The organism is Streptomyces sp. NBC_01016, from assembly GCF_026341035.1.
Lineage (GTDB): Bacteria > Actinomycetota > Actinomycetes > Streptomycetales > Streptomycetaceae > Streptomyces.
Genome location: NZ_JAPEOQ010000001.1, coordinates 4,779,497 through 4,802,905, shown reverse-complemented (window position 1 = coordinate 4,802,905; position 23,409 = coordinate 4,779,497). Strand labels below are relative to the sequence as shown.

The following is a 23,409-nucleotide window of genomic DNA, read 5'->3' as shown; positions in this document are numbered from 1 at the left end:
GAACATGAACGACGCTCCGTACGACCTGTGCATCGACAGCGGCGGCGACCATTTCCCCGTGTCGGGCTCCGCGCCGCGGCTGTCGTGGAAGCCGCCATCGGGCACCCGCCTTCCCGCGCGCTACCACGTGGAGTGCACGGTGGACGGCGAGACCCGGCCTCTCGCCATGTCCGACCGTCACCTGTTCGTACCGTGGCCTTGGGACGCCCTGCGCAGTGGGGAGCGGGTGACCTGGCGGGTGCGCGCGGCCGATGACGTCGCCTGGTCGCCGTGGCACCGCTTCGAGGCCGGCCTGCTCGACGCGGACTGGCAGGCGCGCTGGATCACGCCCGCCGAGTCCGCGGTCGACCCCGGCTACGGCAGACGTCCCGCCCACACCCTCGCCTGCGCCTTCGAGGTTCTTCCGGACGTCCGCTCGGCCCGCCTCTACGCGACCGCCCTCGGCGTCTACGAGGCGTACCTCAACGGCGAACGGGCCGGCACCGCCGACCTCTCCCCCGGATCCACCTCGTACGACAAGACGCTGCACGCCCAGGCCTCGGACATCACGCCGGCCGTCCGCACAGGCACCAACCGCATCGAACTCGTCCTCTCCGACGGCTGGTACCGGGGCCAGGTCGGCGCGTTCCGGCAGCCGGCAGGTTGGGGCTCCGTCCTCGGGGCGCGCGCCGAACTGCACATCGCGTACGAGAACGGGACGCGCCAGGTGGTCCGCACCGACGAGACCTGGACGAGCACCCGCTCGCAGATCACACGCGCCGACCTCATGGACGGCCAGAGCACGGACTTCGGCGCCCGGCCGGGGCCCGCACTGCCCGTGCTCGTCGACCAGGTGGAGGCTCCCCCGGTCGGCTGGTCCCCCGCGCCACCGATCCGCGCCGCCGAATCGCGGCCCGCTCAGTCGGTCAAGCAGCTCGACGACGGCCTGTGGATCGCCGACTTCGGGCAGAACGCGTCCGGGTGGCTCGCGCTCAGCGACCTCGGGCCTGCGGGCACGCGCACGGTCATCGACCACGGCGAGTACCTCGGCGCCGACGGCGATCTGTCGACCCACCACCTCGACTCGTTCCTGCCCGGTGACGACCTGGCACCCTTCGTTCAGCGTGACGAGACGGTGTCATCGGGCCGCCCCGGCGAGACTTTCGAACCGCGCCACACCGTGCACGGCTTCCGGTACGCACGCATCCACAGGGACGGCGGTGCCCCGCTCGACCCGGCGAGCCTCACCATGCGCGTCGTCCACACCGACCTGCGCCGCACCGGAACCTTCGCGTGCTCCGACGACGACCTCAACCGCCTTCACGCAGTGGCCGATTGGAGCTTTCGCGGCAACGCCGTCGACGTACCCACCGACTGCCCGACCCGCGAACGCCTGGGCTGGACCGGCGACTATCTGGTGTTCGCGCCGACCGCGACCCGCCTGTACGACGTGCTCGGCTTCAGTCGCAAGTGGCTGTGCTCGGTCCGCGACGACCAGCTGGACGACGGCCGGATCGCCAACTTCTCCCCTGACGGACGCCGCATCAAGCACCATCTCGACGACCGGTTCGCGATGATGACGGGCTCGGCTGGTTGGGGAGACGCGATCATCGCGGTGCCGTGGGAGCTGTACAAGTCCTACGGCGACCGCGAGGTGCTCGCGGAGAACTGGGAGGCGATGACGCGCTGGGTCGAGTGGGCGCTCGACACCGCCCGCACCGCGCGCCACCCGTCCCGCGTCGAACGCTCGGCGGAGCCGCTGCCGCACGAGCGGTACCTGTGGGACGGCTCCTTCCACTGGGGCGAGTGGACCGAGCCGAAGAAGAAGGGGCCCGACGGCATCCCCGTCGACCCGGTCAAGGCAGACCCGGCCGGCTGGTTCATGGCCGACAAAGGTGAGGTCGGCACGGCATTCCTGTACCGCTCGACGTCGACGCTCGCGCGGGTGGCGGAGGTTCTCGGCCGTACGGAGGAGGCCGCGCGCCACGCCGCGACCGCCGAGTTGATCCGTGCCGCCTGGCGCACCGAGTACCTCACCGCCGACGGGCGCACCTCCGGCGACACCCAGGCGGGTTACGTACGAGCGCTGTCCTTCGGCCTCGTCCCCGACGAACTGCGCGCGGCCGCCGCCGAACACCTGGTGTCTCTGATCCGGGCCGCCGACACCCACCTCGGCACCGGCTTCCTGGCCACCGGCGATCTACTCCCGGCGCTGTGCGACGCCGGTCACGCGGACGTCGCCTACGAGCTCCTCTTCCGGCGCACCACGCCGTCCTGGCTGTATCTGCTGGACCAGGGCGCCACGACGATCTGGGAGGACTGGGAGGGCATCGACGAGCACGGCGAGGCGCACGATTCGCTGAACCACTACAGCAAGGGCGCCGTGGTCCGCTTCCTGCACACCCACACCCTCGGACTGCGCCAGGCGCCTGGCTCTGTGGCCTGGGAGTCCTTCGAGGTGGCGCCCGTCCCGCACGCCTCCCTCACGTGGGCGCGCGGCACGCACGAGTCCCCGTACGGCACGATCGGCGTCGAATGGCGGGCGCAAGAAGGCGAGTTGACTCTCACGGTTGACGTCCCGCCGGGCACGACCGCGCGTGTGATGTTCCCGGACGGAACCGCTCGCACGGTGCCGCCCGGAAGGTTCCACGGCAACGGGCGGTGAAACGCTGTCACTGGCCGTGTTCCCCGAGCCGCGGCGGCGCCCCGTACGACGGCTCGTACCCGGCGACGTGGACGGGGTTGCCGACCAGTCGATGGTCGCCCGCCTGGATCACCGCGCCGGGTGTGCGTTCCAAGGCCTCGGGCAGCGTGCGGACCGCGGCGGCGGGGACGTGCAGGGGGCGCAGTCTCGCCTCCCAGCTCTCCGCCGTGTCCCCGGCGAGGGCCTTCGTGACGGCCGCGATCACGTCGTCGCGGTGCGCCGCCCGGCCCGCCATGGTGGCGAACGCGGGCTCGTTGATGCCGGCCTCGGTGGCGAAGGACCGCCAGAAGCCGTCGTGTGTGACGAACAGCGCCAAGTGGCCCTCAGCGGTGGGGAACAGCTGGGCCGGTACGTAGTAGGCGTGGGCGCCGCCCGGTGCCCGGCGGGGGACGGTGCCCTCGTTGAGGTAGGCGGCGGCGCGGTAGTTGAGTTGGGAGAGCATGACGTCGCACAGGCTCACGTCTACCTGTCCGCCGCGTCCGGACACGATCTGCGCGAGCAACCCCAACGCCGCTGCCATTCCTGCGGAGTTGTCGGCCGACGAGTAGCCGGGCAGCGTCGGCGGGCCTTCCGGGTCGCCTGTCAGGGCGGCGATGCCGGTGGCGGCCTGGACGACGTAGTCGAAGGCGGGGTCGTCGCCCGCTTCCCTGCCGTAGCCGGTGAGGGCGACGCAGACGAGACGGTCGTTGTACGCCTTCAGGTCGTCGTAGGTCAGTCCGCAGCGCCGGATCGCCGACGGCTTGAGGTTGACGAGCAACGCGTCGGCAGCGGCCACGAGTTGATGGAGCCGATCCTGACCCGCGTCCGTCGTCAGGTCCAGTCGGATGCTGCGTTTTCCGCGGTTGAGGCTCGCGAAGTAGGCGTCGGACACCTGTCGGGACAGGTCTCCGCCCGGCGGTTCCAGCTTGGTCACCTCCGCGCCCAGGTCGGCCAGGAGCATGGTCGCGTACGGGCCCGCGAGGATGTGTCCGACCTCCAGGACGCGGATGCCGGCGAGCGGTCCGGCGTTCACCGCAGCTCTGCGGCGATCGCCGCCACCGTCTCGCGGGTGCGGCGCTTGGACGCGACCAGCTCCTCACGGCCCTCGCCGATCGGCAGGAGGCGTACGGACAGGTCCGTCACGCCCGCGTCCGCGAACCGCTGGAAGCGGGCCTTGATCGCCGCCTCGTCCCCGGCCGCGCACAGGTCGCCGACATCACGCGCGTCGCCGTACTCCAGCAGGCGCTGGTAGTTGGGCGAGATCTCCGCCTCGCCGAGGATGCGGTTGGCGCGCTCGCGTGCGGCGTCCACCTCGTCCGGCCGGCACAGGCAGACGGGGATGCCCGCGACGATGCGCGGCGCCGGGCGTCCGGCCTCCTGGGCGGCCTTGGTGATGCGGGGCACGACGTGGTCGGCGACGGAGCGTTCGTCGGCCATCCACAGCACGGTCCCGTCGGCCCGCTCCCCCGCGATGCGGAGCATGACGGGGCCGAGCGCGGCGAGCAGGACGGGCAGCGGGGTGACCGGTGCGAGACCGAGCGGGTTGTGGACGGTAAAGGTGTCGTTCTCGACGTCCACCGAACTCGTGCCGCCCACGGCTGTGTTGAGGACGTCCAGGTAGTCGCGCGTGTAGGCGGCGGGTTTCTCGTAGGGCAGGCCGAGCATGTCCCGCACGATCCAGTGGTGCGAGGCGCCGACCCCGAGTGCGAGCCGCCCTTGGGCCGCGGCGTGCACGGAGAGCGCTTGGCGGGCCAGGGCGACGGGGTGCTGGGCGTGCACCGGGACGACGGCCGTGCCGAGTTCGATGCGCGAGGTCTCCGAGCCCATCAGCGCGACGGCGGTCAACGCGTCGAAGTCCGTGGGCACTTGAGGCACCCACACGGTGTCGAACCCGGCCTCCTCCGCCCAGCGCACATCGTCGAGCATGCGGGCGGCCTTGCGCGCGCTGTCGCCCCGCTCGGGGCCTGACATCACTCCGATACGCATACGGTGGGGCTCCTCACGAACGGGCTGCGGTCAGCTTGCGGATGTCGGCCACGATGTCGTCGAGCGGTGTGCCGGTCGGGTAGACGGCGGCGGCGCCCGCCTTCTTCAGGCGGCGGACGTCCCCGGCCGGAATGGAACCACCCACGACGACCGCGATGTCCTCGGCATGGGCCGCGCGCAGCGCCTCGACGGTGCGGGCGGTCAGCGCGATGTGGGCGCCGGAGAGGATGCTCAGGCCGACCACGGCCACGTCTTCCTGTACGGCGGTCGCGGCGACGTCGGCGACGCGCTGCCGGATACCGGTGAACACCACCTCGAATCCGGCGTCCCGCAGCGCTCGCGCGACGATCTTCGCGCCTCGGTCGTGCCCGTCGAGTCCGGGCTTGGCGATCAGTACACGGGCACCCATCAGAACACCACCGGCTGTCGGAACTCGCCCCACACCGCGCGCAGCACGTCGGACATCTCCCCGACGGTGCAGTACGCGGCGGCGCAGTCGACGAGCGGGCCCATGAGATTGATGTCCGGGACATCCGCTGCCCGCCTCAACTCGGCCAGTGCGCGCCGCACTTCGGCCGCGCTGCGCTCGTGCTTGACCTGAGCGAGCCGCTTCAGCTGCCGCTCCCGCCCCTCGGCGTCGAGTTCGTACGTCGCGAGGTCCGGTGGGGTCTCGTCCGCGGTGAAGCGGTTGACGCCGACGACGGGCCTGCCACCCGACTCGATGTCCTGGTGGGTTCGGTACGCCTCGTCTGCGATGAGCCCCTGCAGATAGCCGTCCTCGATGGCACGGACCATGCCGCCGTGCGCCTCCAGGTCGTCCATGATCTCGACGACGCGCTCCTCGGTGGCGTCGGTGAGGGCTTCCACGAAGTACGAACCTCCCAGGGGGTCGGCGACCGACGCGGCGCCCGTCTCGTACGCGAGCACCTGCTGGGCGCGCAGCGCCTCGGTCGCGGACTCCTCGCTCGGCAGCGCGAACGGCTCGTCCCAGGCCGCGGTGAACATGGACTGCACGCCGCCGAGGACGGAGGCGAGCGCCTCGTAGGCGACGCGGACGGTGTTGTTGCGGGCCTGCGGCGCGTACAGCGAGGCGCCTCCGGCCACGCAGCCGAAGCGGAACATGCACGCCTTGTCGGTCTCGGCGCCGAAGCGCTCGCGCACGATGGTCGCCCAACGTCTGCGCCCGGCACGGTACTTGGCGATCTCCTCGAAGAAGTCGCCGTGCGTGTAGAAGAAGAAGGAGATCTGCGGGGCGAACTGATCGATCGTCATCCGACCGCGCTCGATGACGGTCTCGCAGTACGTCACCCCGTCGGCGAGCGTGAACGCCATCTCCTGGACGGCGTTGGCCCCTGCGTCGCGGAAGTGGGCTCCGGCGACGGAGATGGCGTTGAAGCGCGGGACCTGCTCGGCGCAGAACTCGATGGTGTCGGCGATGAGGCGCAGCGATGGCTCGGGCGGCCAGATCCAGGTGCCCCGCGAGGCGTACTCCTTGAGGATGTCGTTCTGGATCGTGCCGGTGAGCTTCGCGCGCGGGATGCCGCGCTTCTCGGCGGCGGCCACATACAGCGCGAGCAGGATCGCCGCCGTGCCGTTGATGGTGAAGCTGGTGCTGATCCGGTCGAGCGGGAGGTCCTCGAAGAGCAGCTCGACGTCGGCGAGGGTGTCCACCGCGACGCCGACCCGGCCCACCTCGTCGGCGTACTCCGGGTCGTCGGAGTCGTAGCCGCACTGGGTGGGCAGGTCGAGCGCCACGGAAAGCCCTGTGGAGCCCTGGTCTAGGAGGTAGCGGTAGCGGCGGTTGGACTCCTCCGCGGTGCCGAAGCCCGAGTACTGGCGGCGGGTCCACAGGCGGCCGCGGTATCCAGTCGGGTAGTTGCCACGGGTGAAGGGGTACGTGCCCGGGTCCGGCGGTGTGCCGGGGGCGTCGGCCGCGGAGTAGACCGCTTTCAGGGGGAGGCCGGACGGAGTGGTGTGCGCGGGGTCGTCTGTCATGTGCTCTCCTGCCCCTCGGCGGTCAGCCGGTCCTTGAGGACCTTGCCGGTCGCGCCCAGCGGCAGCGCGTCACGGAACTCGATGTGTCGGGGCACCTTGAACCCGGCCATGCGCTCGCGGCTCCAGGCGATGAGGTCCTCGGCGCCCACCTGCTCGCGGGCCACCACGAACGCCTTGCCGACCTGCCCCATGCGCGCGTCGGGCACGCCGATGACGGCTGCCTGCGCCACCGCCGGGTGTTCGAGGAGGAAGCCCTCGATCTCGGCCGGGTAGGCGTTGAAGCCGCCGACGATGAACATGTCCTTCTTGCGTCCGACGATCCTCAGCCGGCCTTCCGCGTCGAGCTCCCCCAGGTCGCCGGTGTGCAGCCAGCCGTCGGGGTCGATGGTCTCCGCGGTGGCGGCGGGGTCGTCGAGGTAGCCCTTCATCACGGCGTAGCCGCGCACGAGCACCTCGCCGTCGTCGGCGATGCGCACCTCGAAGCCTTCGCAGGGCCGGCCGACGGTGGTGGCGACGGCCTCGTACGGGTCGCCCGGCCGGGAGGCGGTGACGGTGCCCGCCTCGGTCAGCCCGTATCCGGTCATCAGGTGCTGGAAGGGCAGCTCGGTGGTGACGCGTCGCACCAGCTCGACCGGGATGTCGGCGGACCCGGTGACCGCGACGCGCAGCGAGGACAGGTCACGGCCGGGCGGGGCGGCGAGGAGCGAGTGGTAGAGGGTGGGCGGCCCCGGCAGGACGGTCACCCGCTCGCGCTCCACCAGGTCGAGCACCACGTCCGTGTCGAACACGGGGACCGGCAGCATGGTGGCTCCGCGCAGGAACGAGGCGACCAGGCCCGCCTTGTAGCCGAAGATGTGGAAGTACGGGTTGACCATGAGGTAGCGGTCACCCTGTCGCAGCCCTGCCAGGTCACACCACTCGTCGTACAGGCGCAGCGTCTGCCCGTGGGTGGTCATGACACCCTTGGAGCGGCCCGTGGTGCCGGACGTGAACACGATGTCGGCGATGTCTTCCTCGTCCACCTCGCACTCGTGCGGCTTGCCCGAGGCGAGGAAGCCGGATGTCACGTCGATCACGGGTACGCCGTCGGGACCGGTGAACTCCCTTTCCAGGAAGCCGTTTTGCACCAGCAGCGCCTTGGCTCCGCTGCGGCGCACGATGTCGTGCGCCTCGGCGTCCTTGAAGCGTGTGTTCACGGGGACGAGGACGCCTCCGGCCGCTGTGAGCCCGAAGGCGGCGACGATCCAGTCGGCGGAGTTGGGCGCCCACAGTGCCACGCGGTCGCCCTTGCGGATGCCGAGTTCGTGGGCGTAGGCGCCGGCTGCGACCCGGATCCGTTCGGCGAGTTCGCCGAACGTGAGGCGCAGATCCCCGTCGACGACGGCTTGCGCGTCGCCGAACCGGTCGGCTGCGCCGAGTGCCATCTCGGGGATGCTGCGCCACTTCATGGCGGTGTCGGCGCTCATGGCGCCATCAGGCGGGCCAGGTTGCCGCCCATCACCTTGGCCTTGTCGGTCTCGTCGAGCTTGCCGAGGAAGTCGACGTACGTGACCGGGTCGGCGAGGCCCTCCGGGTGCGGGTAGTCGGAGCCGAACAGGACCCGCTCGATGCCGATGAGGTCGCCGAGGGCGGCCATGTCCTCCTCCCAGAACGGGCTGATGTGGATGTGCCGCTTGAAGACCTCGACCGGGTCCTCCTGGAACTCGTGCGGCATCTTCTTGTACACGTCCGCGAGCCGTCCGAGCACGGGCTCCACCCACGACGCACCCTGCTCGATCACCGCGACCTTCAGCGCGGGGAACCGGGAGAGCATGCCGTGGCAGATCATCGACGCCACCGCGTCCTCGACCGGCCGCCACTCCGCCACCTGCCGGAACGCGTTGGGCTTGAAGGGCAGGAACTCGCGCGTGCCGCCCTCCCAGTCGTTGGCGTAGTCGGAGTAGCCGCTGTCGGAGGAGTGGAAAGTGACGAGCACCCCGAGTTCCTGCACGCGCTTCCAGAAGGGGTCGAACTCGGGCAGCGCGAAGGAACGGGTGACACCACCGGGGCCCGGCACGGGGGCGGGGCGGACCAGGATCGCGCGGGCGCCGCGCTCCACCACCCAGTTCAGCTCCTCGATCGCCTTGTCCACGAACGGCAGGGTGATCACGGGGACGGTGAAGATGCGGTCCTTGTGGACGAAGCCCCACGTCTCGTGCAGCCACTCGTTGAGCGCGTGGATGACCGCGTGGATCAGCTCCGGGTCGTCCTTCATGCGCTCCTCGATGAGGCTCGCGAGCGTCGGGAACATCAGGGAGCGCTGGATGCCGAGGTCGTCGAGGAGTTTCAGGCGGGGTCCGGGTTCCCGGAACGCCGGGATGGCGCGCATCGGTTCACCGAAGATCTCCCGGCGGGTCTTGCCGTCGGGGTTGCCGACCTTGAAGTACTCCTCCATCGCGCCGGGGCGGGCCACGACGTCGAAGGTCGGGTTCGGTATGTACTCGCTGATCCGCCCGCGGATCGCGATCTTCGTACGGCCGCGGACGTCGACGTATTCGATGGCACCGTCGTACTGCTTCGGGAGGTACTTGGTCAGCGCTTCCCGGGTCTCGTAAAGGTGGTTGTCCGCGTCGAACAGCGGATAGGGCAGGGTGCGCGAAGGCATGGAATCCTCCTTTGCCGAATACGAGAATACTATTCTCACCGGGCGGGCGAGGCAATGTCCTTCCGGAGCACGAACTTCTTCACCTTGCCGCTGGCCGTACGCGGGAACTCCTCGACGCCGTGCACCTCCTCCGGCCACTTCTGCCGGGCGATCCCGGCGCACTCGAAGTGCTTCCGCAACTGCGTTAGATCCGGGACGGGTTGGCCGGGCAGCATGCGCAGTACGGCGGCCGCGTGCTCGCCGAGACGGGCGTCGGGTGCAGCGACCACGGCCGCCTCCGCGACGCCGTCCATGCCGAGCAGCACTTCCTCGACCTCCAATGCGCTGATGTTCTCGCCGCCGCGGATGATCACGTCCGCCTTGCGGTCTGTGATGGACAGGCAGCCGTCCGCGTCGACCTCCCCGATGTCGCCGGTGCGGTACCAACCGTCCGCATCGAAGACCGACTTGGTGAGTTCGGGGTCGGTGTACCCGAGGCAGAGGTCGGGGCCGCGGGTGAGGATCTCGCCGTCTTCGTCGAGTCGCAGCTCCACGCCGTCCAGTGGCGTGCCGTCGGTGTGCAGCCGGACGCGGGCGGGGCCGTCGTGCGGGGCCCAGGTGACGGAGGGGTGCTCGGTCGAGCCGTAGGATCGGAACGCCCTTATGCCCAGGCCCTCCAGACGGGTCGTCACGGCCGACGGTACGGCGGAGCCGCCGAGGCCCGCGTACTTCAGCCGGGCGATGTGGGCGGGAGTGCAGTCGGGGTGGTCGAGCAGGCTCGTCATGTAGTAGGTGGCTCCCCCGCCGACGACCAGGTTCTCGTGGGCGATGAGGTCGAGCGCCTGCGCCGGGTCCCATACGTCGCCGAGGTTGATCGGCGAGCCATCGAGCACGGGGATCAGGAACGCGTTGACCATCCCGATGAAGTGGCCGACGGGCGCCACGGTGAACTGCTTGCCCCGGTCCGGCGGGTAGGCGGCGGAGAGTTGGCGCGTCTCGCACAGCAGCGTCTGATGGCTGTGGACCACGCCCTTGGGGTCGCGGGTGGTGCCGGAGGTGAAGGCGATCAGGGCGGGCGCGGCCGGGTCCGCGGGCAGGAAGCTGTCCATCGGGTCGTCGGCGAGCAGGGCGTCGAAGTCGCGACCCACCACGCCCACGATCGGCACACCGGCGCTGAGTTCGGGATTGAACTCCTGCCGTCCGAAGCGCTCCGCGGCGAAGAAGGCGCTCGGCCGGGTGGAGCGCAGGATGTAGCCGACCTCTTTGGGCCCGTAGAAGTGCACGATCGGGACGACCACCGCGCCGAGCAGCGCCGAGGCCCAGAACACGGCTGCCGCTTCCATCCAGTTGGGCAGCTGGAACGCGACCACGTCACCGGGTCCGACGCCGCGCTCGCGCAGACCGGCCGCGAGCCGGCGCGCCGTGCGCTCCACGTCGCCGAAGGTTCCGGACCAGGGACGTACCTGCGAATGCACCTTGAACTCGGCTTCGGGGGCGACCCGCAGACACTCCGTCAGGAGTTCGCCGAGGGTTTCACGGGTCCACCAGCCCTCCACCTCGTAGCGTCGGGCCAGCTCCGGTGGGATCGTCCTGAGCGCGGTGACCGGGATCGTCGGCATGGAAGAGACCAACCTCCTCGTGGCGTACACCTGCACGCACTGAGCACGCATGAGAATTGAACTCTCCCAGACTGAGAAGCTATGTTCCATACGTCGTACGCGACCAAGGTCCGCGCTCATCCCACTGGAGGGCTTCGCATGGTCGACCTCGAACTGGACGGTGCGCTCGCCGTCGTCACCATCGACCGCCCGCACGCGCGCAACGCGATCGGGCCCGCCACGATGGACCGCCTGGAGAAGGTGCTGGACGCTCTCGACGAGGCGGAGTCGGAGGACACGACGCACGCGCTCGTCATCAAGGGGGCGGGCGAGAAGGCGTTCGTGTCGGGCGGTGACCTCAAGGAGTTGGCGGCGCTGCGCACCGAGGAGGCGGCGATGGAGATGGCGCTGCGGATGCGCGCGATCTGCGACCGCTTCGCGGCGTTCCCCGGCCCGGTGATCGCCGCGCTGAACGGCCATGCCTTCGGCGGCGGCGCCGAGTTCGCGCTCGCCGCGGACATCCGGGTCGCCGCGGACGACGTACGCATCGCCTTCAACCAGGTGGCGCTGGCGATCATGCCGGCGTGGGGCGGCGCCGAGCGGCTCGCCGCGCTCGTCGGGCCTGGGCGGGCGCTGCTGCTCGCCGGATCGGGGCAGGTGCTGAGCGCGCGGGAGGCCGAGCAGGAGGGCCTGGTGGACCGGGTGCTGCCGCGGGGCGGGTTCGAGGCGGGGTGGCGGGAGTTGGCGCACTCCCTCGCGCACCGGCCGGCCCGGTCGATCAAGCGCGTGACCCGGCCGAGCGGCTGTCCGCCGCGCGAGGCGGCACGGGCCTTCGCGCACCTGTGGGTCTCCGACGCGCACTGGGCCGCGGCGGAGCGGGTGATGCCCCGTGGCGGGAAGTGAGCTGCCGCAAGAGGCCCTGTGGCAGCGCGTGGCGGGCCGCCGCGAGGGCGTCCTGGCCACGCTCGGCCCCGACGGGACCCCTCACCTCTCGAACGTCTACTACCTCGCCGATCCGGCCACCCGCGTTCTCCGCCTCTCGACGACCACGGGCCGCGCCAAGGGCCGCAACCTGCTGCGCGACCCGAGGGCGGCCCTGTACGTGCCGGGTGAGGACTTCTTCAACTACACCGTCGCGGAGGGGCGGTTCGAGGTCGCGGTCGCTTCCGTCGTCGGTGAGCCCCCGATCGACGAGCTGCACGCGGTGCACGCCGCCTCGGGCGCGGCCGGTGACCGTCCCGCGTTCGACCGCCGGATGATCCGCCACCGGCGCATGCTCGTACGGGCCGAGATCAGGCGCCTCTACGGGCTGGTGCATCCGGCGGGCTGAACGCGACCGCCGAGCGGTCAGGCGCGGGCCGGGGCCCCGTCGGACACGGGCTCCTGCTCGCCCGTCGGCTCGCCCTCGCCCTTGCGTAGCGCCGGGATGAACGTCGCGACCGCGGCGGAGAGCACGGCCACGCCGCAGCCGATCATCAGGCCGGTACGGAAGCCGCCCTCGGACGGGAGAGCACTTCCGGAGAATGGAGTTCCCGATCGCGCGGTACCCGATTCGGTAGGTGGAAGCCACCCGCTTCTCAACCAAGTCGCGTATCGTTCCGCAGATGAACGCCGTACCCGCAGAGCCCACTCCGCCCGTCTGGCGACAGCGCGCGATCGAGCGGTCCACGCGCGCGGCCAAGCTCCGCGCCGAGCAGCGGATCGAGCGCTTCCTCGAAGCGGCGCAGGAGCTCATCGCCGCCAAGGGCACCACCGACTTCACCGTGCAGGAGGTCGTCGAGCGCTCGAAGCAGTCGCTACGCAGCTTCTACCAGCACTTCGACGGCAAACACGAGCTGCTGCTCGCCCTGTTCGAGGACGCCCTGGGGCGCTCGGCCGACGAGATCCGTGCCGCCACCGCCGCCAAGAAGAAGCCGCTCGAGCGGCTGCGCGTCGCGGTGCACATGCTCTACGAGCAGTCGCTGCCGCGCCCCGGCCGACAGAGCCCGCTGTTCACCGACTTCGCCATGCAGCTCCTTGGCACCCACCCGGAGCAGGTGGCCACCGCGCACGTGCCGTTGCTCGACCTTTTCACCGAACTCGTCGAAGAGGCCGTGGAGTCGGGTGATGCGAAGGCGGACAAGCCGCGGCGCGCGGCGTCGCTGGTGATGCAGACGGCGATGTTCACCGCGCAGACCCCGGGCGTCCCGTCCGGCAGCACGTCGACGCAGGTCTCCGCCGAGGAGGTCTGGGAGTTCTGCCGGGGCGGGGTCACAGGGAAGGTCTGACACCGCGCCGGACAGCTCACCGCAGCGCCATTACGCTTCTCCCCTCGCGAGAGTACCGTTCTCGCCATGACGGAACCGGGGCGCAAGTCGTCGTACCGCGTCGTCCAGTGGGCGACCGGCAACATCGGGAGTCGTACGCTGCGCGGGGCCGCCGAGCATCCTCAGCTGGAGGTCGTCGGCGTGCTCGTGCACAGCGCGGACAAGTCGGGCCTGGACGCCGGCGAGTTGTGCGGGCTCGCGCCGCTGGGCGTCCCCGCCACCACCGAGCCGGCCGAGGTGCTCGGGCTCAAGCCGGACTGCGTGCTCTACACGCCGCGTGAGCTGGACGCCGACGCTGTGTGCGCGCTCCTGTCGGCAGGGATCAACGTCGTCGCCACCCGCACCGACTTCCACCACCCCGACGCCATGGACCAGCTCCTGCGGCAGCGGATCGAGGCCGCCTGCGCCGAGGGCGGCAGCAGCATCCACAGCACCGGCAGCAGTCCCGGCTTCGTGACGGAGGCGCTGCCGCTGGTGCTCGCGTCCGTGCAGCGGCGGCTCGACGGGCTGCTGATCGAGGAGTTCGCCGATCTGTCGCGGCGTCCGTCACCCGGGCTGCTCTTCGACGTGATGGGGTTCGGCGGGCGGCACGACACCTTCGACGAGCGGCGGCTCGCCTCACTGCAGGCGAGCTTCGCACCGTCGCTGCGGGTGGTGGCCGACGCGCTCGGGCTGCCCGTCGAACGGGCCACGGTACACGGCGAGTTCGCGGGCGCCCTCTCGCGTACGACGATCGCCGCCGGGGTGCTGGAGGCCGGTTCGGTGGCGGCGCAGCGCGTCACGGTGGCGTGGCAGCAAGGAGGCCGCGACGTCCTGCGGTTCCGGGCGACCTGGTATTGCACGACGGAGCTCGACAGGTCCTGGGATCTGCGGGACACCGGGTGGCGGCTGACCGTCGACGGCGACGCCCCGCTCGACGTCACGATCCGCTTCCCCGTCGCCCCGGAGAAGGCGGCCGCCACCTACCCGGCGTACACCGCCAACCGTGCGGTGAACGCGGTGCCGTGGGTGTGTGCGGCGGAGCCGGGGATCCGTACGACGGCGGATCTGCCGCATGTGGTGTCACCGTTCGCGGCGGGCCCCGTCGCAGGGTGAGGCAGTGGGCCAGGGCCCCGTCGGCGGGTGAGGCAGTGGGTCAGGCCTCCGTGGTGTCGTTCCGGTGGATCGTCCCGCCCTTCATCACGAACCGCACGTCGCCCGTCACCGCCACGTCCGCCAGCGGGTCGCCGGGGACGGCGATGACATCGGCGAGCAGGCCCGTGTCGAGGCGACCGCGGTCGTCGACGTCGATGAGGTCGGCGGAGACGGTCGTCGCGGCGCGGATCGCGTCGAGCGGGGACATGCCCCGCTTCACCAGCGCGATCAGCTCCTTGGCGTTGCGTCCGTGCGGGATCGCCGGGGCGTCGGAGCCGCAGGCCACCCGTACGCCGCGGCGGATGGCCTCGGAGATGGTGGCGCGGGCCCGCGGGAACACCTCGGCGGCCTTTGCCTGGAGTTCGGGGTCGGCGCGCGAGATGTCCATGTCGTCGTTGAGCGAGGTGGTGGCCACCAGGAAGGTGCCCTGCGCCACCATCCGGTCGAGTGTCTCGCCGCTGGTGAGGAAGCCGTGCTCGATGCAGTCGATGCCGGCGTCGAGCGCGGCCGTGACCGCCTGTTCGCCCATGCAGTGCGCGGCGACCTTCCGCCCCGCCCGGTGGGCCTCGTCGACGATGGCGCGCAGTTCCTCGTCGGAGTACTGCTGGGCGCCGGCCGGGCCGGTGTGCGACATCACGCCGTTCGAGGCGCACACCTTGATGACCCACGCGCCGTGCTTGATCTGGTAGCGCACGGCCTTGCGCACCTCGTCGACGCCGTTGGCGATCCCCTCCTCCACCGTCAACGGCAGCACGTGCGGGGCGAACGCCTGGAACATCGTCGGGTCCAGGTGCCCGCCCGTGGGTGTGATCGCGTGCCCGGCCGGCACGACTCGGGGGCCGTCGATCCAGCCGTGGTCGATGGCCTTCTTCAGGGCGACGTCGAGCAGCAGCCCGTTGGTCTGGAGGAAGAGGCCCAGGTTGCGCACCGTCGTGAAGCCGGCGCGCAGGGTCCTGCGCGCATTCGCCACCGCCCGCAGGGTGCGCACCGCCGGATCGTCCTGCACCGCGATCAGCGGACTGCGGTGATCGGGACCGCCGAGCAGCAGGTTGACCTCCATGTCCATCAGGCCGGGCAGCAGGGTCAGATCGCCGAGGTCGACGACGACCGTGCCGTCCGGGACGGTGTCGGGCGCGATCCGGGTGATGTGCTCGCCCTCGACGAGCAGTTCACCTGGGGCGACGTACTCCCCCTTGTCGACATCGAGCAGCCGCGCGGCGCGGAGCAGGACGGGCGGCTGTGGGGTACGCGGGCGGGGCATCGCGGGCTCCTTCACACAAGGGTGGCGGCCGGTCAGACGGCGGGTTCGACGACGGCGTCGATGCTGGAGGGTCCCGAGTCGGGAACCCGCGGCTGGCGCCACGCCTCGACTGGGAAGGCGACGGTCACCAGCGCGCAGAACGCCCAGAGCAGGCGCTTGTCCTGCTCCGATATGGCGTCGAGGTCGATCTGCTCCAGGTACGCCTTGTTGGTCCGGAGCAGGGGGAACGCCGCGTTGTAGAAGGCGTCCAACTCGTCCATGGTGCTGGCGAGCCGCTTGGCGTAGCGGGCCTTCTCGCCCTGGACGGCCCAGTCGGCGAACGGCTCCAGGGCCTCGAAGCCGGCGGGAAAGACAGTGGCGTGCGCCATGATGCGGTTCTCCTCCTGGAGTCGGTCAGCCCTGGTACTCGTCGACGTAGCCGCGCGCGGTCTCGTGCAGGTGCCGCAGCAGCACCTCCTGGTCGTTGAGCGGGAAGGTGTCGACGGTGCGGGACTCGAGCATCGTCTGCGTCGCTTCGAGGGTGTTGCCGTCCTGCAGTCCGTACTCCTTGAACGACACCGCGGCCAGCTCCTGCTGCAACCGCTGGAACCCGTTCTTCGGCGGCACGAAGTAGCAGGTGCCCTCGAAGATGTGCGTGTTGTACGAGGTCGGCCAGTAGTGGTACGTGAGCACCCAGTTGGGCCGCCAGATCAGCAGCATGAAGTTCGGGAAGAACACGAACGAGTCCATGCCCCACCGCTTGTCGCGGGTCGGATTGATGGCCGACGGGAGATCCGCCGTCTCCACCCCGATGTCCGGGGCGTCCCACGGCCCGAACAGGCCGCTCTCCAGGGCCGCTTCGATGGGCTTGACCATCTTGCGGTCGTGCGGCGGTGCGATCCCGCCCCAGGAGGAGACCATCGAGTGGGGGCCGTCGATGTCGTAGTGCAGTCCCTCGTACCCGTACTTCTGGATCTTGCGGGCCTCTTCGGCCATGTACTGGCCGGAGTGCAGGATCGGCGCGTGGTAGAACTCGGCGAACGCGTCGATGAACAGCTTCCAGTTGGCGCCGACCTCGGCGCGGTACTTGTGCACCTGCGTGAGCTTGTGGAACGGGTAGCCCTCGATGCCCTTGGCGAACTCGCCGAGGTACTCGCGCAGCGGTGTGGTGTTCCCGGGGTCGAGGTTGACGAAGATGAACCCCTCCCATACCTCCGTGTGCACCGTCTTGAGTCCGTAGTCGGACTTGTCGAGGTCGAAGAACTCGCCCTCCTGCTGCACGTAGGCGAGCTTGCCCTCGAGGTCGTAGCGCCAGGCGTGGTACTTGCAGGTGAACTGGCGGCACACGCCGCTGGTCTCCTCGCGCGGGAAGTCGTTCCACACCAGCTTGTTGCCCCGGTGGCGGCACACGTTGTGGAACGCGCGGATCTCGTTGTCGGTGCCGCGGGCGACGATGACCGAGGTGCGGGCCGCGTCCAGCTCCTTGGTGAAGTAGCTTCCCTTGCGCGGCAGTTGCTCGACGCGGCCGACGTTGAGCCATGTCCTGCGGAAGATCGCGTCCCGCTCCAGCTCGTAGTGCTCGGGCGAGATGGAGTCCTCGTAGCTGATCGGCTCCGTGCCGATCTTCAAGTGCTCGGTCCAGCTGCCCTCGGCGGGCTTCTTGAAATGCGGCATGGGGTCCGACCCTCCAGATGACGCCCGAAAGCCTTGGATAACCTCGATCTCTTGATGTGAGAACGGTATTCTCTCAACTGATCGTGCGTCAAGCGGCCCGCGCGGGTGCGAACCTGGACGGGCCCGCAACAGGGGCCGTACGGCCGACAGTTCCGCACAGAACCGGAGGATGCGTGACGATGCGATTCCTGTTTCACTACCCGGAGGCGCACGGACCGGACGGCGACCTGCTGGACGCGGGACCGTTGACGGAAGTGGCCCGGGCCGCCGAGGAGTTCGGGTTCTCCGGGCTCTCCTTCAGTGAGCACCCGGCCCCCGGCGCGCGCTGGCTCGGCCACGGCGGGCACCAGACACTCGACCCCTTCATCGCGCTCTCCCACGCGGCGGCCGTCACCAGCAGGCTGCGGCTGCTCACGTACCTGGCCGTCGCCCCGTACCGCAATCCGCTGCTGCTGGCCAAGCAGGCGGCGACCCTCGACCGGCTCTCCGGCGGGCGGCTGATCCTGGGGCTCGGCGCCGGGTACCTGAAGGGCGAGTTCCACGCCCTGGGCGTCGACTTCGAGGAGCGCAACGCGCTGTTCGACGAGGTGCTCGACGTGCTGGCACTGCACTGGAGCGGCGAACCGTTCAGTTACGAAGGCCGGCACTTCAACGTCCGGGAAGCGCAGGCCCTGCCGAAGCCGGCGCAGCAGCCGATACCGGTGTGGATCGGGGGCAACTCGCGGCTGAGCCGGCGCCGGGCCGCCGAGCGGGCACAGGGCTGGATGCCGATGTCCGGCGGCGCCGAGCTGAGCGCGACGGCCCGGACGCCGACGCTCGGCCCGCTGTCCGAACTGGCGGGCGCGATCGGGGAGGTACGCGATGCCACGGCCGCCGCCGGGCGCGGTGACAGCGTCGACGTACTGCACTCGTACCGCGACGACAGCCTGACGGAACCGGCCCTCGACGCGGACCGCCACCGGGAGGCGTTCGTCGCGCTGGAGAAGGCCGGGGTGACATGGGTGGCCGTGTCCTGTCCGCATGAGTCGGCGGCGGCGACCCTGGAGTTCCTGGAGGCGTTCGGCACGACGTACGCGGGCTGAGGCGAGCACGTCCGGTCAGCGCGTCAGGGAGGGGTGTCCCGCCTGGGGTACCCCTCCCTGTACCTTCCTCAGCCGCGCGGCAGTCCGAGCACGCGCTGGGCGATGATGCCGCGCTGGATCTCGGACGTGCCGCCCGCGATCGTGCCGCCGAAGCTGCGGGCGTACCGGTGGAACCAGCTGGCGAAGGCGTCGTCGAAGCTCATGTGGCTGTACGGCGCGCTGTTCGTGCCATGGATGAGCCCCTCGGGTCCGGCCGCCTCCAGGGCGCGCTCCAACCCCTTCTGCGAGGCCTCCGACCCGAGCACCTTCAGGACGGACAGCGAGGGGACGTCCGTCTCGCCGCGGGCGGCGCGCGCCAGGGCGGCCGTACCGAGCAGGGTCAGCGCCTGCCGGTCCATGGCCAGGGTCGCGTACCAGTCCTTCTCCAGCGCCGTGCTGGGGCGGAAGTCGCGCAGCAGGTCGCTCATGCGCTCGGCGTCGCCCAGCCACATCAGCGTGCGCTCGTGGCCGAGCGAACCGTTGGCCACGCGCCAGCCCTCGTGGAGCGGGCCGACGAGGTTCTCGGCGGACACCCGTACGCCTTCGAAGAAGACCTCGTTGAAGTCCTTGTCCTCGGGTCCCGTGAAGGAGGCGAAGGGGCGGCGGGTCACGCCGGGGGTGTCGGTGGGGATCAGCAGCACACTGATGCCCTTGTGCTTGGGGGCGTCCGGGTCGGTGCGTACGAAGGTGAGCAGCACGTCGGCGTCGTGGGCGCCGGAGGTCCACACCTTCTGGCCGTCGACCGTGAAGTACGCACCGTCTGAAGAGGGTTGGGCGCGGGTACGCAGGGAGGCGAGGTCGGATCCGGCGCCGGGTTCGCTCATCCCGAGTGCCGCGGTGATCTCGGCGCGGAGGATGGGTACGGCCCAGCGGTGCTTCTGCTCGTCGGTGCCGAAGGAGAGCAGGGAGGCGGCGATGATGCCGACTCCTTGCGGGTTGAAGCTGTGGTAGATGCGGCGGCGGCCGAGTTCCTCCAGGTGCACGTACCGCTGAAGCACGGTGGCGTTCCGGCCGCCGAACTCGGGCGGGTTGCCGGGCAGCAGCCACCCCGCGTCGAACTGGGTGCGCTGCCAGCGCCGGGCCCACTCGGGTATGTGGCCGCTGGAGCGGGAGCGTTCGGTGGCCTCGTCCTCGGTGGGCAGGTTCGCGTCCAGGAACGCCACGAACTCGGAGCGGAAGGCTTCGGTGTCGTCGTCAAAGCTGATGCGCATGGCCGTCCCCCACGATGTCGGCGATCACGGCGCGGTGTTCGGCTGCGCCGCCGAGCAGCAGCTCGCACGACTTGGCACGCTTGAGTGCGAACTGCAGCTCGTTCTCCCAGGTGTTGCCCATCGCGCCGAACAGCTGGACTCCGTGCCGGAACACCAGGGCCTGGCACTCCCCCGCCGATGCCTTGGCCATGGCGGCGGCGAGCCGGCGGCGCGGGTCGTCGGCGGCGATCGTCATCATCGCGAAGTAGGCCAGGGCGCGGGCCCGTTCGATCGCCACATGCATGTCGGCGGCCTTGTGCTGGACGGCCTGGAACGAGCCGATCGGGGCGCCGAACTGGTGGCGGCCGCGGACGTGCTCCAGGGTCAGTTCGAGGATGCGGCGGCAGGCGCCGACCGTCGTCATCGCGAGCCCGGCGAGCGCGAGCTGCCGGGCGCGCTCCGGGTCGGCGCCGCTGCGGTCGTCCTCGCCGACGCGCACCCCCTCGAAGGTCACGTCGGCGACGTGCAGCAACGGGTCGAAGACGTACAGCGGGGCGACGGACACCGCCGCAGCGGGCACCACGAAGACCCCGGCGTCGGTGACGACCGCGAGGCGTTCGGCGCGGTCCGCGTCGAGCACGTGGCGCGCGGTGCCGTCGAGGACCCAGCCGGCGCCGTCCGCGCGGGCCGCCACTCCGGAGAACGCGGCGGCGCCAGGTGTCCCGTCGCCGGCCGCCGCGGGGACGAGCGGCGCGAACTGCGTCATGGTCGCCAGATACGGAGTCGGATCGACCGCGTGGCCCAACTCCTCCAGCAGGATCCCGAGTTCGACGGCCTCGGAGGGGTCGACGAGCTCGGTCCACCCCAGCTTTCGATACGTGCGCCACAGCGGTTCGGGGTCGGCGCCGGCGTCCGCGACGGACCGGACGAACGCCGCCGTGCACTCCTTGGAGACGGCGTCGCGAACGGTCCGCTGCCACAGCCGTTGATCCGAGTCGAACTCGAAGAGCATCTCGGCCTCCCTGCCGGTCGTCACACCTTCAGCAGTCGGGCCAGGTTCCCGCCCATGATCTTCGCCTGGCGTTCCTGGTCCATGCCTGCCAGCGCGTCCACGTAGCTGGTCGGCTCGGCCAGGCCCTCCGGGTGCGGGTAGTCGGAGCCGAACAGCACCTTGTCCTCGCCGAGGAGGTCGGCCAGCTCTCCGAGGTCCTCCTCCCAGAACGGGCTGACGTGGATATTGCGCTTGACCGCCTCGACGGGGTCGCCCGCGAAGCCCTCGGGAGCCTTCTTGTAGACGTCGGCGAGGTTCTGCAGCAGCGGCTCAACCCAGCTGGAACCGTTTTCGATCACCGCGATCTTCAGTTCGGGGAAGCGGAACAGGGCGCCGTGGCACACCCAGGAGGCCACGGCGTCCTGGACGGGCCGCCACTGGTCCATCATCCGGAAGACGTTGGTCTTGAACGGCAGCATCTCGCCGCCGGCGCCCTCCCAGTCGCTCTGGTACCTGGAGTAGCCGCTGTCGGAGGAGTGCATCGTGACGAGGATGTCGTGCTCGACGACACGCTTCCAGAACGGGTCGAACTCGGGCAGCGCGAAGGACCGCGAGCCACGGAATCCGGGCACCGGCGCCGGCCGCACCAGGATCGCCCTGGCGCCGCGCTCGACACACCAGTCGAGTTCCTCGATGGCCTTGTCGACGATGGGCAGGCTCACGACCGGCACGGTGAAGATGCGGTCCTGGTAGTTGAACGACCAGACCTCGTCGAGCCACTGGTTCAGCGAGTGCACGACGGCGTGGATCATCTCCGGATCGTCCCGCATGCGCTCCTCGACGAGGCTGGCGAGCGTGGGGAACATCAGGGTCCGGTCGATGCCGAGCTCGTCCATCAGCTTCATGCGCGGCGCGGGCTCGCGGAAGGCGGGTACCGAGCGCATCGGGTCGCCGAAGATCTCCCGGCGGCTCTTGCCCTCGGGGTTGCCGTGCCGGAAGTAGTCCTCCATGGCGCCGGGTCGCGCGACGACATCGAAGGTGGGGTTGGGGATGTACTCGGTGATCTGGCCGCGCACCGCGATCTTCGTGCGGCCGTTCACCTGCACGTACTGGATGGCGCCGCGGTAGCGGTCCGGCAGGTGCCGGGTCAGCGACTCCTCGGTCTCGTACAGATGGTTGTCCGCGTCGAACAGGGGGTACGGCAGCGTGCGCGAAGCCATGGGCTCTCCCTACCGGTGTACCTGGCTACCTGTGTTCGCTCAGGCCTGTTTGATGTGCTTCTTCATGTCGTCGAGGCGGGTGAGGATCGGATAGCCGTCGACGCTCAGCGCGTTGCCGTGCCCGGTCTCGTGGATGTCGAAGGCCGACTGCAGCGCCGACTGGAAGCCCTGCACGTCGAGCGTCTGGTTCACCGCGCGCTTGGCCTGCCGCAGTCCGAACGCCGGCATCTGGGCGATCTGCTCTGCCAATTCCCGCGTGGCGCCGTCGAGTTCTTCGAGCGGTACCACCTTGTTCACCATCCCGGTCCGCTCGGCCTCCTCGGCCGTCAGCGCCCGCCCGGTGAACAGGATCTCCTTCGCCTTGCGGGCCCCCAACTCCCAGGTGTGGCCGTGGTATTCGACGCCGCTGATCCCCATCCGCACCACGGGATCCGAGAACTCCGCGTTCTCCGCCGCCACGATCAGATCGCACGGCCAGCACAGCATCAGCCCCGCCGCGATGCACTTGCCCTGCACCGCCGCGATCGACGGCTTCGGCACGTTCCGCCACCGCAGCGAATAGCCGAGGTAGCGGTGGCACTCGAGGCCGTAGATGTGCTCCAGGGTGATCTTGTCGGGGGTGTGTGAGGTGCCCTTGAGGTCGTGGCCCGCGGAGAAGTGCTTGCCGTTGGCGCGCAGCACGACCACGCGGACGTCGGTGTCCTCGGCCGCCCGGGTCCAGGCCGCGTCGAGCGCGTCGAGCAGGTCCATCGACTGGGCGTTGGCGGCCTCGGGGCGGTTCAGCGTGATGGTGGCGATGCCGTCCTTCGCCTCGTACAGGATCTGTTCCGTGGGATTACCCATGGGGCGGCTCCTTCTCGCCGGGTGTCGCACCCGGCGTCGCGTCGCGAGAATAACATTCTCACTTCGCGGAAGTAAGACTCCCACGCGCCATCGACGGAGACCTACCGGGGCCGCAGACCGTCGAGCAGCAGGCGCACCGCGAAGCCGACCTTCTCGTCGAGTTCCCGCTGACCGGGGGCGAGGCCGCCCACGATGGAGCGGACCCGGCCGCCGACCACCATGCTCATGAACGCCGACGCGGCGTGCTCGACGTTCGTGGGGGCGATCTCACCTGCTTCGACGGCCCGTTGGAGGACCGCGGCCACATGGTCGATCAGCGGCTTGGTGCTCTGCTCGACGTACGCGGTGAAGATCTCCGGGAAGCGATGGCTCTCGGCGTTGATGAGGTGCTGCAGGCGCAGTCCGTGCGACGTGGCGATCTGTTCGATACGGAGCCGGGCGATGGCCTCCAGGGTCGCGCCCAACTCGCCCCGGTCCAGCTCGTCGAGCACGTCCTGCGGGACGATCTGCCGCTCGATCGCGCGCTGGATCGCCGTACGGAACAGAGCCGCCTTGTCCGGGTGGCGGGCGTAGATCGTGCGCTTGGTCATGCTGACGCGCGCGGCGATCATGTCGATCGTCGCCACCTCGAAGCCGTGCTCGAGGAACAGGTCGAGGGCGGCGTCGAGCAGCTCCTGGTGGCGGGCCTCCGCCTGTTCGCGGGTGGGGCGGCCGGCCCGTACGCGGGGTGGGGCGGACTCGTCCGTCATGGCGTTCTCTCCCGCTCTCCCTCTTGTGCTCGGACCCCGAACCATGCAAATGATACGGGCGAGTTGCTATTCACCGA

21 protein-coding genes are annotated in these 23,409 nt (G+C 70.3%); 6 read left to right on the top strand and 15 right to left on the bottom strand.

What is annotated here, in order from left to right:
- Nucleotides 1–4 precede the first annotated feature (4 nt).
- The gene (locus tag OG746_RS21575; protein ID WP_266716914.1) at nucleotides 5–2,644 is read left to right on the top strand and encodes a family 78 glycoside hydrolase catalytic domain; all 2,640 of its coding nucleotides are present in this window, start codon (nucleotides 5–7) and stop codon (nucleotides 2,642–2,644) included.
- Nucleotides 2,645–2,651: 7 nt separating this feature from the next.
- Here OG746_RS21575 and OG746_RS21570 read toward each other — a convergent pair whose 3' ends face one another.
- From OG746_RS21570 to OG746_RS21540, 7 genes are read right to left on the bottom strand one after another with little or no spacing between them, the layout of a single operon-like run.
- Complete coding sequence (locus OG746_RS21570) at nucleotides 2,652–3,695, bottom strand: CaiB/BaiF CoA transferase family protein (RefSeq protein ID WP_266716912.1); 1,044 nt, start codon at nucleotides 3,693–3,695, stop codon at nucleotides 2,652–2,654.
- The gene (locus OG746_RS21565; protein WP_266716910.1) at nucleotides 3,692–4,648 is read right to left on the bottom strand and encodes an LLM class F420-dependent oxidoreductase; all 957 of its coding nucleotides are present in this window, start codon (nucleotides 4,646–4,648) and stop codon (nucleotides 3,692–3,694) included. The genes OG746_RS21570 and OG746_RS21565 overlap by 4 nt, the downstream gene beginning before the upstream one ends.
- A 13-nt stretch (nucleotides 4,649–4,661) precedes the next feature.
- Nucleotides 4,662–5,057, bottom strand: a complete 396-nt coding sequence (locus OG746_RS21560) for a cobalamin B12-binding domain-containing protein (RefSeq protein WP_266716908.1) — start codon at nucleotides 5,055–5,057, stop codon at nucleotides 4,662–4,664.
- Nucleotides 5,057–6,643, bottom strand: a complete 1,587-nt coding sequence (locus tag OG746_RS21555) for a methylmalonyl-CoA mutase family protein (RefSeq protein WP_266716906.1) — start codon at nucleotides 6,641–6,643, stop codon at nucleotides 5,057–5,059. The genes OG746_RS21560 and OG746_RS21555 overlap by 1 nt, the downstream gene beginning before the upstream one ends.
- Nucleotides 6,640–8,109: a FadD3 family acyl-CoA ligase gene (locus OG746_RS21550; protein WP_323179643.1), complete on the bottom strand. Its 1,470-nt coding sequence runs from the start codon at nucleotides 8,107–8,109 to the stop codon at nucleotides 6,640–6,642. Before OG746_RS21550 ends, OG746_RS21555 begins: the two co-directional genes overlap by 4 nt.
- Nucleotides 8,106–9,287, bottom strand: coding sequence for an amidohydrolase family protein (locus OG746_RS21545; RefSeq protein WP_266716904.1), 1,182 nt, complete (start codon nucleotides 9,285–9,287; stop codon nucleotides 8,106–8,108). The genes OG746_RS21550 and OG746_RS21545 overlap by 4 nt, the downstream gene beginning before the upstream one ends.
- 35 nt (nucleotides 9,288–9,322) lie before the next feature.
- Nucleotides 9,323–10,885 (bottom strand): AMP-binding protein, encoded by a 1,563-nt coding sequence (locus tag OG746_RS21540; protein WP_266716902.1) that lies wholly within the window; start codon nucleotides 10,883–10,885, stop codon nucleotides 9,323–9,325.
- A 138-nt stretch (nucleotides 10,886–11,023) separates the two neighbouring features.
- Here OG746_RS21540 and OG746_RS21535 point away from each other — a divergent pair, with 138 nt between their 5' ends.
- The 4 genes from OG746_RS21535 to OG746_RS21520 all read left to right on the top strand — a co-directional run bounded on the left by OG746_RS21535 (nucleotide 11,024) and on the right by OG746_RS21520 (nucleotide 14,265).
- Complete coding sequence (locus OG746_RS21535; protein WP_266716900.1) at nucleotides 11,024–11,767, top strand: enoyl-CoA hydratase/isomerase family protein; 744 nt, start codon at nucleotides 11,024–11,026, stop codon at nucleotides 11,765–11,767.
- Nucleotides 11,754–12,194: a TIGR03618 family F420-dependent PPOX class oxidoreductase gene (locus tag OG746_RS21530; protein WP_266716898.1), complete on the top strand. Its 441-nt coding sequence runs from the start codon at nucleotides 11,754–11,756 to the stop codon at nucleotides 12,192–12,194. Before OG746_RS21535 ends, OG746_RS21530 begins: the two co-directional genes overlap by 14 nt.
- Before the next feature lie 274 nt (nucleotides 12,195–12,468).
- Nucleotides 12,469–13,131: a TetR/AcrR family transcriptional regulator gene (locus tag OG746_RS21525; protein WP_266716896.1), complete on the top strand. Its 663-nt coding sequence runs from the start codon at nucleotides 12,469–12,471 to the stop codon at nucleotides 13,129–13,131.
- A 66-nt stretch (nucleotides 13,132–13,197) separates the two neighbouring features.
- Nucleotides 13,198–14,265: an NAD(P)H-dependent amine dehydrogenase family protein gene (locus OG746_RS21520; protein WP_266716894.1), complete on the top strand. Its 1,068-nt coding sequence runs from the start codon at nucleotides 13,198–13,200 to the stop codon at nucleotides 14,263–14,265.
- A 40-nt stretch (nucleotides 14,266–14,305) separates the two neighbouring features.
- Here the strand turns inward: OG746_RS21520 and OG746_RS21515 are convergent, their stop codons facing one another.
- Genes OG746_RS21515 through OG746_RS21505 form a run of 3 tightly spaced genes read right to left on the bottom strand, consistent with a single transcriptional unit; the run spans nucleotide 14,306 to nucleotide 17,218 of the window.
- Nucleotides 14,306–15,565, bottom strand: coding sequence for a metal-dependent hydrolase family protein (locus tag OG746_RS21515; RefSeq protein ID WP_266716892.1), 1,260 nt, complete (start codon nucleotides 15,563–15,565; stop codon nucleotides 14,306–14,308).
- Nucleotides 15,566–15,597: 32 nt separating this feature from the next.
- Complete coding sequence (locus OG746_RS21510) at nucleotides 15,598–15,933, bottom strand: hypothetical protein (protein ID WP_266716890.1); 336 nt, start codon at nucleotides 15,931–15,933, stop codon at nucleotides 15,598–15,600.
- Between the two features lie 25 nt (nucleotides 15,934–15,958).
- The gene (locus tag OG746_RS21505; protein ID WP_266716889.1) at nucleotides 15,959–17,218 is read right to left on the bottom strand and encodes an aromatic ring-hydroxylating oxygenase subunit alpha; all 1,260 of its coding nucleotides are present in this window, start codon (nucleotides 17,216–17,218) and stop codon (nucleotides 15,959–15,961) included.
- Between the two features lie 179 nt (nucleotides 17,219–17,397).
- Between OG746_RS21505 and OG746_RS21500 the strand changes: the two genes are divergently transcribed.
- Nucleotides 17,398–18,300, top strand: a complete 903-nt coding sequence (locus tag OG746_RS21500; RefSeq protein WP_266716887.1) for an LLM class F420-dependent oxidoreductase — start codon at nucleotides 17,398–17,400, stop codon at nucleotides 18,298–18,300.
- A 68-nt stretch (nucleotides 18,301–18,368) separates the two neighbouring features.
- On the opposite strand, the gene OG746_RS21495 is transcribed toward OG746_RS21500, so the two are convergent.
- From OG746_RS21495 to OG746_RS21475, 5 genes are all read right to left on the bottom strand, one after another.
- A complete protein-coding gene (locus OG746_RS21495) occupies nucleotides 18,369–19,550 on the bottom strand; it encodes an acyl-CoA dehydrogenase family protein (protein WP_266716885.1) in 1,182 nt (393 codons plus the stop codon).
- A complete protein-coding gene (locus OG746_RS21490; protein WP_266716883.1) occupies nucleotides 19,534–20,565 on the bottom strand; it encodes an acyl-CoA dehydrogenase family protein in 1,032 nt (343 codons plus the stop codon). Before OG746_RS21490 ends, OG746_RS21495 begins: the two co-directional genes overlap by 17 nt.
- Nucleotides 20,562–21,740: an amidohydrolase family protein gene (locus OG746_RS21485; protein ID WP_266716881.1), complete on the bottom strand. Its 1,179-nt coding sequence runs from the start codon at nucleotides 21,738–21,740 to the stop codon at nucleotides 20,562–20,564. Before OG746_RS21485 ends, OG746_RS21490 begins: the two co-directional genes overlap by 4 nt.
- Nucleotides 21,741–21,779: 39 nt before the next feature.
- Nucleotides 21,780–22,583, bottom strand: coding sequence for an enoyl-CoA hydratase (locus OG746_RS21480; protein ID WP_266716879.1), 804 nt, complete (start codon nucleotides 22,581–22,583; stop codon nucleotides 21,780–21,782).
- Between the two features lie 101 nt (nucleotides 22,584–22,684).
- The gene (locus OG746_RS21475; RefSeq protein ID WP_266716877.1) at nucleotides 22,685–23,332 is read right to left on the bottom strand and encodes a TetR/AcrR family transcriptional regulator; all 648 of its coding nucleotides are present in this window, start codon (nucleotides 23,330–23,332) and stop codon (nucleotides 22,685–22,687) included.
- Between the last annotated feature and the right edge of the window lie 77 nt (nucleotides 23,333–23,409).

Bases quoted from the DNA above. Each gene is read 5' to 3' on its own strand.
- OG746_RS21510 (WP_266716890.1), bottom strand. From the start codon at position 15,933: ATGGCGCACGCCACTGTCTTTCCCGCCGGCTTCGAGGCCCTGGAGCCG.
- OG746_RS21535 (WP_266716900.1), top strand. From the start codon at position 11,024: ATGGTCGACCTCGAACTGGACGGTGCGCTCGCCGTCGTCACCATCGAC.
- OG746_RS21515 (WP_266716892.1), bottom strand. From the start codon at position 15,565: ATGCCCCGCCCGCGTACCCCACAGCCGCCCGTCCTGCTCCGCGCCGCG.
- OG746_RS21480 (WP_266716879.1), bottom strand. From the start codon at position 22,583: ATGGGTAATCCCACGGAACAGATCCTGTACGAGGCGAAGGACGGCATC.
- OG746_RS21495 (WP_266716885.1), bottom strand. From the start codon at position 19,550: ATGCGCATCAGCTTTGACGACGACACCGAAGCCTTCCGCTCCGAGTTC.
- OG746_RS21485 (WP_266716881.1), bottom strand. From the start codon at position 21,740: ATGGCTTCGCGCACGCTGCCGTACCCCCTGTTCGACGCGGACAACCAT.
- OG746_RS21550 (WP_323179643.1), bottom strand. From the start codon at position 8,109: ATGAGCGCCGACACCGCCATGAAGTGGCGCAGCATCCCCGAGATGGCA.
- OG746_RS21505 (WP_266716889.1), bottom strand. From the start codon at position 17,218: ATGCCGCATTTCAAGAAGCCCGCCGAGGGCAGCTGGACCGAGCACTTG.
- OG746_RS21475 (WP_266716877.1), bottom strand. From the start codon at position 23,332: ATGACGGACGAGTCCGCCCCACCCCGCGTACGGGCCGGCCGCCCCACC.
- OG746_RS21500 (WP_266716887.1), top strand. From the start codon at position 17,398: ATGCGATTCCTGTTTCACTACCCGGAGGCGCACGGACCGGACGGCGAC.
- OG746_RS21540 (WP_266716902.1), bottom strand. From the start codon at position 10,885: ATGCCGACGATCCCGGTCACCGCGCTCAGGACGATCCCACCGGAGCTG.
- OG746_RS21545 (WP_266716904.1), bottom strand. From the start codon at position 9,287: ATGCCTTCGCGCACCCTGCCCTATCCGCTGTTCGACGCGGACAACCAC.
- OG746_RS21525 (WP_266716896.1), top strand. From the start codon at position 12,469: ATGAACGCCGTACCCGCAGAGCCCACTCCGCCCGTCTGGCGACAGCGC.
- OG746_RS21575 (WP_266716914.1), top strand. From the start codon at position 5: ATGAACGACGCTCCGTACGACCTGTGCATCGACAGCGGCGGCGACCAT.
- OG746_RS21565 (WP_266716910.1), bottom strand. From the start codon at position 4,648: ATGCGTATCGGAGTGATGTCAGGCCCCGAGCGGGGCGACAGCGCGCGC.
- OG746_RS21560 (WP_266716908.1), bottom strand. From the start codon at position 5,057: ATGGGTGCCCGTGTACTGATCGCCAAGCCCGGACTCGACGGGCACGAC.
- OG746_RS21520 (WP_266716894.1), top strand. From the start codon at position 13,198: ATGACGGAACCGGGGCGCAAGTCGTCGTACCGCGTCGTCCAGTGGGCG.
- OG746_RS21555 (WP_266716906.1), bottom strand. From the start codon at position 6,643: ATGACAGACGACCCCGCGCACACCACTCCGTCCGGCCTCCCCCTGAAA.